The sequence below is a fragment of the Streptomyces sp. TLI_053 genome, from assembly GCF_900105395.1.
In the GTDB taxonomy this organism is placed as follows: domain Bacteria; phylum Actinomycetota; class Actinomycetes; order Streptomycetales; family Streptomycetaceae; genus Kitasatospora.
In genome coordinates this window covers 8,203,554-8,217,978 of sequence record NZ_LT629775.1, presented here as the reverse complement: position 1 = coordinate 8,217,978, position 14,425 = coordinate 8,203,554, and the positions used below count along the sequence as shown (strand labels likewise).

Genomic DNA, 14,425 nt, shown 5'->3' with positions numbered 1-14,425 from the left:
GTCAGAGGGTGGTCGGGGCGGCTTCGGCGAGCGCGTCGAGGACCGGGCGGATGAGCGGGTGCCCGTCGGCGCCGGCGCGGACGGCGGCGAAGACCCTGCGGGTGGCGAGGGCGCTGTCGACGGGACGGACGGCGACCTGCGCGAGGTCGACACCGAGGAGGGCCGAGCGCGGGACCAGGGCCACCCCGGCACCGGCCGAGGCGAGGGCGACGACGGCGCGGAAGTCGTCGGAGGAGTGCACCAGGCGCGGCTGGAAGCCCGCGTGCTCGCAGGCCAGCAGCACCACGTCGTGACACGGGTTGCCCGGGTAGGGGCCGATCCACGGTTCGTCGCCGAGGTCGGCCATCGCGATCGGGCCCTCGGCCGAGGCCAGCGGGTGGGCGAGCGGAAGAACGGCCTCGAAGGGCTCGGCGTAGAGCGGGACGCGGGTGAGCCGGGCGTCGTCGGCACGCGGGGCACCGCGGTACTCGACCGCCACGGCGAGGTCGGCCCGACCGTCGAGCAGCATCGGCAGGCTGGCGTCGCCCTCGGCGTCGAGCACCTTGAGGCGGACGCCCGGGGCACGGGTGGCGAGCGTGCCGATGGCGGGCGCGAGGACGAGGGAGATGCCGGTGGCGAAGGAGGCCACGGTGACCTCGCCGGAGACGCCCGCGCTGTAGGCGGCGAGATCGGCCTCGGCCCGTTCGAGCTGGGCGAGGACGGCGTCGGCGTGACCGAGCAGGATCTCCCCGGCCGCCGTGAGCCGCACGCCACGGCCCTCGCGGGCGAGCAGGTGGTGGCCGGTCTCCTGCTCCAGCGCAGCCAGCTGTTGCGAGACGGCGGAGGGGGTGAGGTAGAGCGCGGCCGCGGCCGCGGTCACCGTCCGGTGGTCCGCCACCGCTCGCAGGGTCCGCAGCCGTCTCGCGTCGATCACAGGCCAATTCTGCCAGCGTCGGCGGGGCCGCCGGGGCGGGGGTGACGAACCGGTCGGGAGTGACAGCGGAGTGGGAAGTCGGCCCCGCCGACTTCCCACTCCGGGCAACACCGCGCGCAGGACTCGGGCAACCCCGTCCCGTGCCCGGACCACCCTCTCTCGGCCCTCTCACCACCTCTCTCGGCACTTTGCAAAGTCACACTTTGCAAAGTGCGGGAAGGGGGGCGAGGGGGCCGATCGCCCGGGAATCAAGGGGATCGCCCTCTCTCGGCACTTTGCAAAGTGTGACTTTGCAAAGTGCGGGCCTCGGAGAAGCGGTGAGGGAGCGAAGGGGTGCAGGAAGGACGGACGGACAGCTGGAAGGCAGGAAGGAGAGGAGCCAGGAAGGGAAGGAAGCAGGAAGCGGCGCAGCACGGCGGGCGAGCGCGGACGGCAAGGCCCCGGCTCCGGAAACCGCGAACGGGAGTGGGAAGTCGGTCGGGCCGACTTCCCACTCCCGCGGCGGGAGGGTGGGGCAGGTGGTCTTGGTGCTGTGCGATGTCGGCGGGGCCGGCCCCGCCGACATCGCACAGCGGTTCGGGAGCCCGTGGCACGTCCGGTTCCGAGCGGACGTGCCACGGGCGATCGAGGGGGAAGGGCCACGGCAGGGACCGTTCCCGGTGGCCGCCGCCGGAGCGGTGACCGCGGCGGCGCGGGAGGGCTACTCCCCCAGCGCGGCGCGCGCGTCCACGAAGGCCGCGACGGCGCGCTCGACGTCCTCGGTGGTGTGGGCGGCGGAGAGCTGGACCCGGATCCGGGCCTGGCCGTGCGGGACGACCGGGTACGAGAAGCCGATCACGTACACACCGCGCTCCAGCAGCAGCTCGGCGAGCCGGCCGGCCTTCGCCGCGTCGCCGATCATCACCGGCGCGATCGGGTGGTCACCGGGCAGGATCTCGAAGCCCGCCTCGGTCATCCTCGAGCGGAACAGCGCGGTGTTCGCCGCCAGCCGCTCCCGCAGCTCGTTCGAGCTCTCGACCAGGTCGAGGACCTTCAGCGAGGCGGCCGCGATGACCGGCGCGAGCGAGTTCGAGAACAGGTACGGACGCGACCGCTGGCGCAGCAGCGCGACGATCTCCCGGCGCGCGGCGACGTAGCCGCCGGAGGCGCCGCCGAGCGCCTTGCCGAGGGTGCCGGTGATGATGTCGACCCGGTCCATGACGCCGTGCAGCTCCGGCGTGCCGCGGCCGCCCGCGCCGACGAAGCCGACGGCGTGCGAGTCGTCGACCATCACCATGGCGTTGTAGCGGTCGGCGAGGTCGCAGATCTCGCGCAGCGGGGCGACGTAGCCGTCCATCGAGAACACGCCGTCGGTGACGATCAGGCGGCGCCGGGCGTCCTGGCTCTCCTTGAGCTGCTGCTCCAGGTCGGCGAGGTCGCGGTTGGCGTAGCGGTGGCGGCGGGCCTTGCACAGGCGGATGCCGTCGATGATGCTCGCGTGGTTGAGGGCGTCGGAGATGACGGCGTCGCGCTCGTCGAGCAGGGTCTCGAAGACGCCGCCGTTGGCGTCGAAGCAGGACGAGTAGAGGATCGTGTCCTCCTGGCCGAGGAACGCGGAGAGGCGGTCCTCGAGCTGCTTGTGCACGTCCTGGGTGCCGCAGATGAAGCGCACGGACGCCATGCCGTAGCCCCAGCGGTCGAGCGCGTCCTTGGCGGCGTCGAGCACCTCGGGGTGGTCGGCGAGGCCGAGGTAGTTGTTGGCGCAGAAGTTGAGCACCTCGCCCGGGGTGCCGCCGGCGGTGACGGTGACGGCGGCGCTCTGCGGGCTGCCGATGACGCGCTCCGGCTTGAAGAGGCCGGCCTCACGGATCTCGTCGAGGGTGGCGGCGACCTCGTCGCGCACGTTGTCGAACACAGCTGCTCCTAATCGGATCGTCGGATCGGCGAGGGTGCTCAGGCGGTCCAGTCGAGGATGACCTTGCCGCAGCGGCCGCCGGCCGCCTCGTCGAAGGCGGCCTCGAAGTCGGTCGCGGCGTACCGACCGGTGATCACGGGGCTGAGGTCGAGGCCGCCCTCCAGGAGGACGGACATCGCGTACCAGGTCTCGAACATCTCGCGGCCGTAGATGCCCTTGATGGTGAGCATCGAGGTGACGACGGAGGCCCAGTCGATCGGGAACTGCTCGGCGGGCAGGCCCAGCATGGCGATCTTCCCGCCGTGGGTCATGTTGGCGATCATCGACTGCATCGCCTCGGGCCGGCCGGACATCTCCAGGCCGACGTCGAAGCCCTCGCGCAGGCCGAGCTTCTGCTGGCCCTCCTCGATGGTGTGCTCGGCGACGTTGAGCGCCAGCGTGACACCGACCTTGCGGGCGAGGTCGAGGCGGTACGGGGAGACGTCGGTGATCATGACGTTGCGGGCGCCGGCGTGCTTGGCGACGGCGGCGGCCATGATGCCGATCGGGCCGGCGCCGGTGACCAGCACGTCCTCGCCGACCAGCGGGAAGGACAGCGCGGTGTGCACGGCGTTGCCGAACGGGTCGAAGATCGCGGCGACGTCGAGGTCGACGGGGACCCGGTGCACCCAGACGTTGGAGGCGGGCAGCGCGACGTACTCGGCGAAGGCGCCGTCGCGGTTGACGCCGAGGCCGACGGTGTTGCGGCAGAGGTGGCGGCGGCCGGCCAGGCAGTTGCGGCACTTGCCGCAGACCAGGTGCCCCTCACCGCTGACCAGGTCGCCGACGGCAATGTCCGCGACGCCGGCGCCGATCTCGGCGACCTCGCCGACGAACTCGTGGCCCAGCACCAGCGGGGTCCTGATCGCCTGCTGCGCCCAGCCGTCCCACTTGCGGATGTGCAGATCGGTGCCGCAGATGCCGGTGCGCAGCACCTTGATGAGCACCTCGCCCGGGCCGATCGCCGGGGTGGGGACGTCCATCAGCCAGAGTCCCGGCTCGGCCTTCTGCTTGACGAGTGCCTTCACGGCGGTGGCTCCTGACGCACGGTGGGGCGGCCTGGTGTGGGCAGGCCGACGAGGCCCGGCGGTGGCGGCCCCCGGGAGGGCCGGAGGGTGGTGACGGGGCCGGGGTCCTGGTGTCGGTCCTGGCGTCCGTAATCCGGGCAGGCAGAAATCTGCCTGGTCGGAGGGGGTGCGGTCCATCGAGGAATTCTTAAGGGCCGCGACAGCTGGGCTGAACGATCGTGCCCGAGCTGCGCCCGGGGCCCGTCGCGGCATGCCGGTCGGCACCCCGACGGCGGAGCGCGCGGGGCGCGTTCGGGGCGCGCGGAGCGCCCGCCCGGCGACCTCTGGGGCCACGACCGAGCCGGTACCGGGCGGGGCCGGGCGGCGGGGCCGGGCGGCGGGGCCGGGCTCAGGACCGGGCGGCGGGGCCGGGCGGCGGGGCCGGGCGCGGGGCGGGGCTCAGGGCCGTACGCGGTACCGGGCTCAGGGCGAGCGCAGGACCGACGCGGGAGATCCCGCCCGGTCAGTCCCGTCGGACCGCGACGGCGTGCGCCACCACTGCCGCCGCCCCGAGCAGAGCTGCCGCGAGCGCGAGCAGCAGACCGGTCGAGCCGACCAGCTCCGCCGACCGGTGGTGGCCGGAGAGCCGGGTGAGCAGGAGGTTCACCGGCGGCAGGCCCTTGCCGAGGGTCAGCACGAGCAGCAGCACGAGGGCGAGCAGCAGTCCGTACCCCTGCCGCCGGACCACCGGCCGGGCGGCGAGCAGGCCGACGGCTGCGCCGGTGCAGCCACAGGTGAGCTGGGCCTCGGCGCCCAGGAGCAGATCGGCGGGGGTGGGGTCGTGGGTGCCGACGAGCAGCGGCAGGACCAGGCCGAGGACGGTGAGGGGCAGGCAGACCACCAGCGCGGCGAGGACGGTCCCGGTGGCCAGGCGGCGGTGTCCGCCGGCGGCGGCCGTCACCACCGCCCGGTGGGTCGGGTCCTCGAGCCCGGCGAGCGCCGTGGTGAGCCAGGTGGCGGCGAGCAGCATCGCCAGGCCGGAGGCCGCGTGGGTGGCGGTGAGCGGGCCGGTGTCGTTGCTGGTGAGCACGGTGACGAGGGCGGTGAACAGGAGCAGCGGGGCGAGGTAGCGCTGGGAGAGCAGCAGCGTGGTGAGCCGGTAGCGGACGAGGGCGGTCATCGGGCGGTGGACCTCGGGGTGGGCTCGGCGGACGGGCGGGGGGCGGCGACCGGTCGGGACGCGACGGCCGCTTCGGACTCCGGCCGGGTGACGGCTCGTACGGACCAGTGGTCGCGCAGGACGGCGAGCAGGACGGCGTCGGTCCTGGACGGGTCCACCCGGAGGTGGAGTTCGGCCCCGCGGCGCTCGGCGGCGAGGACGCCCGGGAGGCCGAGGACCCCGGGGAGGTCGGGGACACCGGGGAGGTCGGGGAGGTCGGGGAGGTCGGGGACGCCGGGAAAGTCGCGGACACCGGCAGGGTCGGCCCCGCCCGGGCGGGTGAGGACCACCAGCGCCGACAGGTCCCCCGCCGCCGCGACGGGGCCGGCCCGACGACCGACCCGGCCGCCGGCGACGGTGTGCACGGCGGTGGCGTGGGTCCGGGCGAGGGCTTCGCGGTGGTCCGTGAACACCACCGCCCCGCCGGCGGCGGCCACCTCGGCGAGGATCCCGGCGAGCGCGGTGTGGGCGGCGGCGTCGAGGCCGGACCACGGTTCGTCGAGGACGAGGAGGTCGGGCGGCACGAGCAGGGCCTGCGCGAGCGCGACCTTCCGGGCGTTGCCCTTGGAGAGGGTGCGTAGCTCCGCGTCCGGGCCGCCGGCGAGGGCGCGCCGGTCCAGCAGCCGGCCGGCGCGGTCCCGGGCGGTGGTGGTGGTCAGTCCGCGGATGCGGCCGAGGTGGGTGAGGAGGGAGACGGCGGTGAGGCGGTCGGGGGCGGTGAAGCGGTCGGGGACGTAGCCGACGGCGGCCCCTCGGGCGGTGACCGGTCCGGTGCGGCGGCCGGTGGTGGGGCGGGCGACGCCGGCCAGGATCCGGAGCAGGGTGGATTTGCCGGAGCCGTTGGCGCCGAGGACGGCGAGGACGTCGCCGGGTGCGAGGCTCAGGTCGACGTCGCGCAGGATCCAGCGGCCCCGTCCGTAGCGTTTGCCCACGGCTTCGCAGCGCAGCAGCACCTCGGTGTCCCCTTCCGTCGGTCGGGCGGTCGGCACCCTACTCGGCCGCCGGTAGGGGCCGGGTATGGTGCGGGCCGCGGCGGTGGTGGCGCGACCGGGGCCGGGCCGGGTGGCTGACGGGTGGGCCCGTTCGGGCCAGCGGGCCGCCGCAGGGCGCGCGGTGGCGGTGACCGGCGCATACGGTGGCGATCGCTCCCCCTTGCGGGCCCGTGGAGCGGTGCTCCGGGCCCGTCCGGCCCAGAGAGGCGCCTCGACGATGACGAACCACGACCGCGTGCCGAACCGTGCGACGACGGCCCGAGCCACGACTTCACGCCGCCCGGGTGCGGCCCGCGCGGCCGCGCCCCGGCCCGCTCCGGCGGCAGTCGCGCTGGCGCTGGCCGGGCTGCTGGCTTCCGCCGGGTGTTCGGGCGGCTCGTCCGGCGGCTCGCCGGCGGCCGGGGCGGTGACGGCCGTCCCGGCGGCGCTCAGCCCCTCGGCCTCGGCCTCGGTGTCGGGCCCGAGCGCGAGCGCGACGCTGCTCAGCCCCTCGCCGACCACCCCCGCCGGCCCGAGCCCGTCGGTGCTGCCGCTGACGCCGGACGTGACGGCCCGGTTGGACTCCGCGGTGCAGCGGGTGCTGACCGAGGCTTCGGTGCCCGGCGTGATCGTCAACGTGTCGACACCGCAGGGCGAGTACCTGAAGGCCTTCGGTGTCTCCGACAAGGTCGCGGGCACGGCGATGGTGACCGGGCTCAACATGCGGATCGGCAGCGAGACCAAGACCTTCACCGTCACCGCGCTGCTGCGCCTCGTCGACCAGGGCAAGGCCGGTCTGGACGACCCGATCGGCAAGTACCTGACCGGGGTCCCGAACGGCGGCACGATCACGCTGCGCCAGCTCGCGGACATGCGCAGCGGCCTGTTCCCGTACACCCAGGACGAGGACTTCGTGACGGCGCTCCAGTCGGACCCGCAACGCTCTTTCACCCCGGACCAGTTGCTCGCCTACTCGTACAAGCATCCGGTGGGGTTCGCGCCGGGCACGGAGTTCGAGTACTCCAACACCAACACGGTGCTGCTGGGCCAGGTGGTCGAGAAGCTGGGCGGGCGACCGCTCGGGGACTTCCTGAAGAAGGAGGTGTTCGATCCGGCGGACCTGGGCCGGACGGTGTTCCCGACGACGAACGCGTTCCCGCAGCCGCACGCCCGGGGCTACACCGACCAGACGGCGAACGGGGCGATCGCGGACGCCACCGACTGGAATCCGTCCTGGGGTTGGGCCGCGGGGGCGATGATCTCGGACCAGGCGGACATGAAGAAGTGGGCCAGGGTGCTGGCCACCGGCACGCTGCTGACTCCCCAGACGCAGGCGCAGCGGCTCCAGCCGCAGCCCTCGGCGGTGCCGGACACCTGGTACGGGTTGGGGGTGTTCTACAACCACGGGTGGATCGGGCACAACGGCTCGCTGCCGGGGTACCAGACGGTGGTGGTGTATCTGCCCTCCGCGCAGGCCTCGTTGGTGGTGCTGCTGAACACCGACATCTCGTACAAGGGGTCGGCGCCGTCGACGCTGTTCGCGAAGGCGATCACGGAGATCGTCTCGCCCGGGAACGTGTACGACCTGCCGTCGGCCCCGGCGGGCGGGGACGAGCCCTCGCCGACGGCCGACGCGTCGGTGTCGACGTCGGTGACGCCGCCGGTGCCGTCGGCGGCATGACGGGCGGCGGACCCGACCGGCCGCGAGTGACCGGCGACGCAACCGACGGACGTGACCGACGGACGTGCCCGGTCGTCACCAGGCGCAGGTGCTCCGCAGGGGCCGTCAGCCCCCGAGCACCTGCGCCAGGTCGTAGGAGACCGGTTCCTCCAGCTGCTCGTACGTGCAGCTCTCCGGAGCGCGGTCGGGGCGCCAGCGGCGCCACTGCGCGGTGTGCCGGAAGCGGGTGCCCTCCATGTGGTCGTAGGCGACCTCGACGACGCGTTCGGGGCGCAGCGGCACCCAGGAGAGGTCCTTCTTCCCGGTCCAGCGGCTCTGCGCCCCGGGGAGTCTGGCGTCGGCGTGGGCGGCCTCGTCGGCCCACGCTCCCCAGGGGTGGCCGGCGAGGTCGGTGGTGCGCAACGGCTCGAGTTCCTCGGCGAGTTCGCGGCGGCGGGCCATGCTGAAGGCGGCGCAGACGCCGACGTGCTGGAGGCGGCCCTCGGCGTCGTGGATCCCGAGCAGGAGGGAGCCGACGACGGGTCCGCTCTTGTGCTCGCGGTAGCCGGCGACCACGCAGTCGGCCGTCCGCTCGTGCTTGATCTTGTACATGGCGCGTTCGCCGGGCCGGTAGGGCTGGTCGAGCGGTTTGGCGACGATGCCGTCCAGGCCGGCGCCCTCGTACTGGGCGAACCAGGTCTCGGCGAGGTCGCGGTCGGTCGCGGCGGGGGCGGTGAAGACGGGGTCGGCGGCGTCGGCGAGGGCGGTCTCCAGGGCGGCGCGGCGGGCGGCGAGCGGCCGGTCGACCAGGGACTCGTCGCCGAGCGCGAGCAGGTCGAAGGCGACGAACGAGGCGGGGGTGCGTTCGGCGAGCAGTTCGACCCGGCTGGCGGCGGGGTGGATGCGTTCGAGCAGTTCCTCGAAGCGGAGCCGGCCGTCGCGGGCGATGACCACCTCGCCGTCGAGCACGCAGCGCGGGGGTGTTTCGCGGCGCAGGGCCGTGACGAGTTCGGGGAAGTAGCGGGTGAGGGGTTTGCCGGTGCGGCTGCCGATCTCGATCTCGTCGCGGTCGCGGAAGACGATGGCGCGGAAGCCGTCCCATTTGGCCTCGTACTGCATGCCGGGCGGGATCTTCGCGACGGACTTGGCGAGCATCGGGGAGACGGGCGGCATCACGGGCAGGTCCATGCTCCCGATCCTCGCGCCGATCCCGGCCCGCCGCGCGACGGCGCGCGACGGCGCGCGGGTGCCGCGACCGCCCGGGGTCGCGGCAGCCCGGGGTCGCGACGGCACGCTGGTGCCACGACCGCCCGGAGGCGCCCCGGGATCGGGACGGGCGCCCAGGTCAGGACAGGCGCGGTGGGCGGCGCGCGCTTAGCGTGAGTGGCATGGGCTCTGCCGTGGAACTGGATGTCGCCGGGCGCACCGTCCGGCTCTCGAACCCCGACAAGGTGTACTTCCCGGAGCGCGGCTTCACCAAGCTGGACGTCGCCGAGTACTACCTCGCGGTCGCGGACGGGGTGCTGCGCGGGCTGCGGGACCGGCCGACCACGCTGCAGCGGTTCCCGGACGGGGTGGAGGGCGAGTTCTTCTACCAGAAGCGGGCCCCGAAGGGCCTGCCGGACTGGCTGCCGACCGCGCGGATCGCCTTCCCGAGCGGACGCTCGGCGGACGAGATCTGTCCGACCGAGCCGGCGGCGGTGCTGTGGGCGGCGAACCTCGGCTGTCTGACCTTCCACCCGTGGCCGGTGCGCCGCTCGGACACCGACCATGTGGACGAGCTGCGGATCGACCTGGACCCGCAGCCGGGCACGGACTTCCGGGACTCGGTGCGGGTCGCGCACGAGCTGCGCGCCGTGCTGGAGGAGCACGGGCTGCGGGGGTGGCCGAAGACCTCGGGCGGGCGCGGGGTGCACGTGTACGTGCCGCTGGTGCCGGAGTGGACGTTCACCGACGGGCGGCACGCGGTGATCGCGCTGGGCCGGGAGCTGGAGCGGCGGCTGCCGGGGCGGGTGACCACGGCGTGGTGGAAGGAGGAGCGCGGGGAGCGGATCTTCGTCGACTACAACCAGATGGCGCGGGACCGGACGATCGCCTCGGCCTACTCGCTGCGGGCCCGGCCGCGGGCGACGGCGTCGACGCCGCTGCTGTGGGAGGAGCTGGACGACGCGCTGCCGGAGGACTTCGACCTGCGGACGGTGCCGGCCCGGTTCGCGGAGGTGGGTGATCCGCACGCGGGGATGCAGGGCGAGGCGTTCCGGCTGGAGGCGCTGCTGGAGCTGTACGAGCGGCAGGTCGCGGACGGTGCGCACGGCGAGTTGCCGTATCCGCCGGACCATCCGAAGGCGGCGGGCGAGCCGACCCGGGTGCAGCCGAGCCGGGCCCGGAGGAAGACCTGACGTGATCACGTAGGCTGGCCGCCCACGAAGATCGTCAAGAGATCACCGAAGAAGATCACCAGGGGGCGGGGAGCGATGGCTGCACGGGGGCTGCGGGAGATTCTGGCGGACGCGGGGGGCGGGGTGTTCCCGCCGTCGGACGGATCGGTGACGGTGGTCCCGCAGCCGTCGCCGCGCGAGGCGGGGGTGCTGTCGTTCTCCGCGCACGCGGTGGTCTTCACCGACGAGGACCCGGACTGGGTGCGGGCGACGCTGGCGGCGACGCCGAGCGACCCGCTGGCCGCACCGCTGTGCCCGCCGTTCCTGACCGCGTTCGCCCGCCGCACCGGCCGGGAGAACGGCAACATCGACCTGCTGACGGTGGCCGACCGGCTGCCCGGCGCGCCACCGCTGGCGCTCGCCCCGGTCGCGGACCGGGAGCACCCCCGGGTGGTGCGCGCGCTGCGGTACCGCGAGGACGTGCGGGTGTTCGAGGCCGAGGGCGGGAGCGGGGTCCTGGTGCTGGGGCGCGGCGTCGCCGGGCGCTGGGAGTGTTCGATCGAGGTCGGTCCGGCGGCCCGCGGCCGGGGTCTGGGCCGGGCGCTGGCGCTGGCGGCGCGGCACCTGGTCCCGAACGGCGATCTGGTCTGGTCCCAGCAGGCGCCGGGCAACGCGACGAGCGTGCGGGCCTTCCAGGCGGCCGGCTACCGGCCGGTGGGCGCGGAGACGCTGCTGGTGGTGGGGCAGCCGTGAGCACCGGCCCCGAGGCCGGGGCCGCCGACCTCACCACCGTCCCCGAGGAGGTGCGGGACCGGCTGGTGACCCGCTTCGGGCCGGACGCCCGGGAGTGGTGCGCGGGGCTGCCGCAACTGGTGGACGGCCTGGCCGGGCGCTGGGGGCTGGCGGTGCGGGCGGCCGGCGGCGGCGGAACGTCGCGGGTGTTCCGCTGCGAACGGCCGGCCGACGGGGCGACGGTGTGGCTGAAGCTGACGCCGGACGCCGAGGTGGCCCGGCAGGAGGCGGTGGCGCTGACCGCGTGGCGGGAGGTGCCGTCGGTGGTGGGGCTGCTGGCGGAGGACGTCGGGGCCGGGGCGCTGCTGCTGGCGGACGTCCGGCCGGGGACGACGCTGCGCGAGCGCGGTTGGCGGCCGGCGGAGGTGGCCGGGACGCTGACCGCGATGCGTTCGGTGCCCGCGCCGCCCGGTACGGCGCTGCCGTCCCTGGCGGAGCGGCTGGACTTCCTGTTCGAGCTCACGGAGCGGCGGGCTCCAGGCGTGTCGACGGCGGGCGCCCGGGCCCTGGCCGGGGAGCTGACCGGCGCCGGTGGTCCGGTCGGACTGGTCCACGGCGACCTGCACCCGTCCAACGCGCTGCTCGGCCAGGACGGGGCGGTGGCGATCGATCCGCGCGCCTGCCTGGGCGACCCGGACTTCGACCTGGTCGACTGGGCGCTCGACGGCGTGGCCGATCGGGCGGCGCTGTCCGCCCGGATCGCGGAACTGACCGACCTGGTCGCGGGCGCGGACGCCGACCGGCTGCTCGCCTGGTGCCGGGTGGGGGCCGTGCTGATCGCCGCTCCGCGCGTCGCCGCCGGCCGCCGCGACGACGGCACGGTGTTCCTGCGGGAGCTGGCAGGGCTGTAGCGGTCCGCCTGCGGGAGCCGGCGGGGCCGTAGCGGTCCGCCTGCGGGAGTCGGCGGGGCCTCAGCGGCGCCGGCCCGGTGCGTCAGCCGGAGGACGGACCGGGGCCGCGGCGGTCCGGCCCGGCGGGCGGGCGCAGCCGGAACCGTCCCGTCGTCGTCGGCCCGCGGCGGGGGCGCCGGTCCTGTTCGTCCTGCTCCAGCTCCCGCCGGAGGTCCGCCAGGTTCGTGGAACCCTGCCGGAAGTCGTACGACTCCAGGCCCGCGAGGTCGAGGTCCCGGCGGAGGGCCGCGATCGCCAGATTCCGCCACCGGTAGAGGTCCTTCGGTCGCGGGCCGCCGTCCCGGGCCCAGCCCCGGCAGCAGTGCCGCAGGCCGAGGACGGCGCCCCGGGCGGTGGCGGTCGCGCACATGCCGCCCGGCCCGTAGAACCAGCCGTTGAGCGCCGCCGCCACCTGCCCCGCCACCTCGGGGGTGAGCGGGGGGCCGGCGGCGTGCGACAGTCCGCCCAGGATCCGGAAGACCTCCGGGTAGGCCTCCAGTCTGGCCTTGTGGAGCTCCAGCGCCCAGCCGGACTTGAGGTCGGTCAGCCACCGGGCCCGTTCCCGCCGCTGCTGGGCGAGGGTCAGCGCCGCGCCGACGGCGGCCACCACCAGGGCGACGAGCCCCGACAGCAGGGCCGTGACGATCTGTTCGCTCATGGCCCCCGCCCCCGTCACCGGCCGTCCGACGGGCCCATGATGGCAGCCCGATCGGCCGTCAGCAGCCTTTCGCGGAAAGCGAGTTGTTCGCCGTCGTCCGGCCGGGGGCGTCACCCGACGGTGCGGGCGCCCTCCGGGGCGGTGTCGGCGACGGTGCGGACGGCCTGCGTGATCTGCTCGTCCGTCAGGTCGCCGCGCGCGGTCAGCCGCAGTCGGGAGATGCCGTCCGGGACGGACGGGGGGCGGAAGCAGCCGACGGCGAGACCGGCCCGGCGGCAGTCGGCGGCCCAGCCGACGGCGGCCTCGGGACCCGGGGCGCGGACGGACACCACGGCCGCGTCGGGCGTGGAGGCGTGCAGGCCGGCGGCGGTGAGGCGGGCGGCCAGGGTGCGGGCCACCTCGCGGGCACGCTCGGCGCGGTGGGGTTCGGCGCGCAGCAGCCGCAGGGCGCCGAGGGCGGCCCCGGCCGCGGCGGGGGCGAGGCCGGTGTCGAAGATGAAGGTGCGGGCGGTCTCGGTGAGGTGGCGCACGACCCGGCGGGGGCCGAGCACGGCCCCGCCCTGGGAGCCGAGCGACTTCGAGAGGGTGACGGTGGTGACCAGGTCGGGGGCGCCGGCGAGACCGGCGGCGGCCGGGGCGCCGCTGCCCCCGGGGCCGAGGACGCCCAGGCCGTGCGCGTCGTCGACGAGCAGCGCGGCACCGAACCCGCGGGTGACGGTGGCGAGTTCGGCGAGCGGGGCGGCGTTGCCGTCGACCGAGAAGACCGAGTCGGTGACCACCAGCGCCCGGGGCCGCTCGCGCCCGGCGAGGATCCCGGCGACGGCCTGCGGATCGCTGTGCGGGGCCCGGTGGACGTCGGCCCGGGCGAGCCGGCAGCCGTCGATCAGCGAGGCGTGGTTGTAGGCGTCGGACACGATGAGGGTGTCCGGGTCGGTGAGCGCGGTGAGCGCGGCCAGGTTGGCGGTGTAGCCGGAGGAGAAGACGAGGGCGGCCTCGGCCCCGCAGAAGTCGGCGAGCTCCTGCTCCAGCTCGGTGTGCAGCGCGGTGGTCCCGGTCACCAGCCGGGAGCCGGTGGCACCGGCGCCCCAGCGCAGCGCGGCCTCGGCGGCGGCCCCGGCGACGGCGGGGTGGCGGGTGAGGCCGAGGTAGTCGTTCCCCGCGAGGTCGAGCACCGGATCGTCGGCGGGCCGACTGCGCAGCGTGCGGGTGAGCCCGGCCGCGGCCCGCTGCTCCGCGGTCTCGTCGAGCCAGTCGAAGACGGCGCCGGGAGCGAGGGTGCGCGGTTCGGGCGCGGTGCGGTTGACCATGCCCGGCACTCTGGCACGGCGGACGCGCACCGGGCAACGTGCGCCGGGGCACACGGCCGGACCAGGAAGCACCTGGACAACACTTCTGCAATGAACAGAAGGCACCTTCCATTCACCTCCCGTTTCCTCTTTTCGGCCTGGATCTTCCGGTTGCCGCAAAAACGGCCGATCGTTCGCGCTCCCCCGGTAATGTCCCCACCACTCGAACATTCCTGGGGGGACGAGGTGGCAGACCTCGAATTCGAGCGACGGATGAACCCGTGGCTCTTCGACAGTTCCGGAAACCTCACCGAAGAGGCGAAGAAGCAGTTCCCGGACCTGGCGGCGACCGCCACCGGTGCACCGCCACCGATCACGTTCCAGCCGGGCGGCGGGGGGCCGTCCGTCAAGGCGAACCCCGGCATGATCCGCCAGGCCGGGACCAACGCCACCGCCCTGCGCGAGTCGGTCCGCACCGAATGCGGGCAGCCCGCGGGGCATGTCACCGGCGCGATCGCCGCCCTGGCGGGCTGGAGCCTGTCCACCGCCCTCAGCACCGCATGGAGCGTCTGGTCGGGCCAGTCGCACACACTCGGGGAGGCGGTCGGGACGATCGGCAAGAACCTGCACACCACCGCGCAGAACTACGAGAGCACCGAGACCGCGATCCACAGCCAGTTCGCGCAGCAGCACTGACGAAGGGACGAAGCGGCAGACC

13 protein-coding genes are annotated in these 14,425 nt (G+C 74.8%); 5 read left to right on the top strand and 8 right to left on the bottom strand.

From position 1 onward, the window contains the following. Position 1 precedes the first annotated feature (1 nt). The 5 genes from BLU95_RS34235 to BLU95_RS34215 all read right to left on the bottom strand — a co-directional run bounded on the left by BLU95_RS34235 (position 2) and on the right by BLU95_RS34215 (position 6,025). On the bottom strand, positions 2-913 hold the full coding sequence (locus tag BLU95_RS34235; protein ID WP_093863399.1) for a LysR family transcriptional regulator: 912 nt from the start codon (positions 911-913) through the stop codon (positions 2-4). Positions 914-1,613: 700 nt separating this feature from the next. After that, positions 1,614-2,807: a glycine C-acetyltransferase gene (locus BLU95_RS34230; protein WP_093863398.1), complete on the bottom strand. Its 1,194-nt coding sequence runs from the start codon at positions 2,805-2,807 to the stop codon at positions 1,614-1,616. A 38-nt stretch (positions 2,808-2,845) separates the two neighbouring features. Then, positions 2,846-3,874: an L-threonine 3-dehydrogenase gene (tdh, locus tag BLU95_RS34225; RefSeq protein ID WP_093863397.1), complete on the bottom strand. Its 1,029-nt coding sequence runs from the start codon at positions 3,872-3,874 to the stop codon at positions 2,846-2,848. 502 nt (positions 3,875-4,376) lie between these two features. Then, positions 4,377-5,033, bottom strand: coding sequence for a hypothetical protein (locus tag BLU95_RS34220; RefSeq protein ID WP_093863396.1), 657 nt, complete (start codon positions 5,031-5,033; stop codon positions 4,377-4,379). Next, positions 5,030-6,025: an ATP-binding cassette domain-containing protein gene (locus BLU95_RS34215; protein WP_353653521.1), complete on the bottom strand. Its 996-nt coding sequence runs from the start codon at positions 6,023-6,025 to the stop codon at positions 5,030-5,032. The genes BLU95_RS34220 and BLU95_RS34215 overlap by 4 nt, the downstream gene beginning before the upstream one ends. Positions 6,026-6,281: 256 nt before the next feature. On the opposite strand from BLU95_RS34215, the gene BLU95_RS34210 reads away from it, so the two are divergent. Beyond that, positions 6,282-7,724, top strand: coding sequence for a serine hydrolase domain-containing protein (locus BLU95_RS34210; protein WP_093863395.1), 1,443 nt, complete (start codon positions 6,282-6,284; stop codon positions 7,722-7,724). A 105-nt stretch (positions 7,725-7,829) separates the two neighbouring features. On the opposite strand, the gene BLU95_RS34205 is transcribed toward BLU95_RS34210, so the two are convergent. Then, a complete protein-coding gene (locus BLU95_RS34205; protein WP_093863394.1) occupies positions 7,830-8,891 on the bottom strand; it encodes an ATP-dependent DNA ligase in 1,062 nt (353 codons plus the stop codon). Between the two features lie 212 nt (positions 8,892-9,103). Between BLU95_RS34205 and ligD the strand changes: the two genes are divergently transcribed. The 3 genes from ligD (at position 9,104) to BLU95_RS34190 (ending at position 11,724) form a co-directional block, all read left to right on the top strand. Beyond that, positions 9,104-10,102: a non-homologous end-joining DNA ligase gene (gene ligD, locus BLU95_RS34200; RefSeq protein ID WP_093865331.1), complete on the top strand. Its 999-nt coding sequence runs from the start codon at positions 9,104-9,106 to the stop codon at positions 10,100-10,102. A 75-nt stretch (positions 10,103-10,177) separates the two neighbouring features. Further along, on the top strand, positions 10,178-10,834 hold the full coding sequence (locus tag BLU95_RS34195) for a GNAT family N-acetyltransferase (protein ID WP_093863393.1): 657 nt from the start codon (positions 10,178-10,180) through the stop codon (positions 10,832-10,834). Next, positions 10,831-11,724 carry an aminoglycoside phosphotransferase family protein gene (locus tag BLU95_RS34190; RefSeq protein ID WP_093863392.1) on the top strand — a complete coding sequence of 298 codons (894 nt, stop codon included), beginning with the start codon at positions 10,831-10,833 and terminating at the stop codon, positions 11,722-11,724. Before BLU95_RS34195 ends, BLU95_RS34190 begins: the two co-directional genes overlap by 4 nt. A gap of 82 nt (positions 11,725-11,806) precedes the next feature. Here BLU95_RS34190 and BLU95_RS34185 read toward each other — a convergent pair whose 3' ends face one another. Both BLU95_RS34185 and BLU95_RS34180 read right to left on the bottom strand, forming a co-directional pair. Further along, positions 11,807-12,421, bottom strand: a complete 615-nt coding sequence (locus BLU95_RS34185) for a hypothetical protein (protein WP_093863391.1) — start codon at positions 12,419-12,421, stop codon at positions 11,807-11,809. A 110-nt stretch (positions 12,422-12,531) separates the two neighbouring features. After that, the gene (locus BLU95_RS34180) at positions 12,532-13,728 is read right to left on the bottom strand and encodes an 8-amino-7-oxononanoate synthase (protein WP_093863390.1); all 1,197 of its coding nucleotides are present in this window, start codon (positions 13,726-13,728) and stop codon (positions 12,532-12,534) included. A gap of 225 nt (positions 13,729-13,953) precedes the next feature. Here BLU95_RS34180 and BLU95_RS34175 point away from each other — a divergent pair, with 225 nt between their 5' ends. Further along, on the top strand, positions 13,954-14,403 hold the full coding sequence (locus BLU95_RS34175; protein WP_159425106.1) for a WXG100 family type VII secretion target: 450 nt from the start codon (positions 13,954-13,956) through the stop codon (positions 14,401-14,403). Positions 14,404-14,425: the final 22 nt, after the last annotated feature.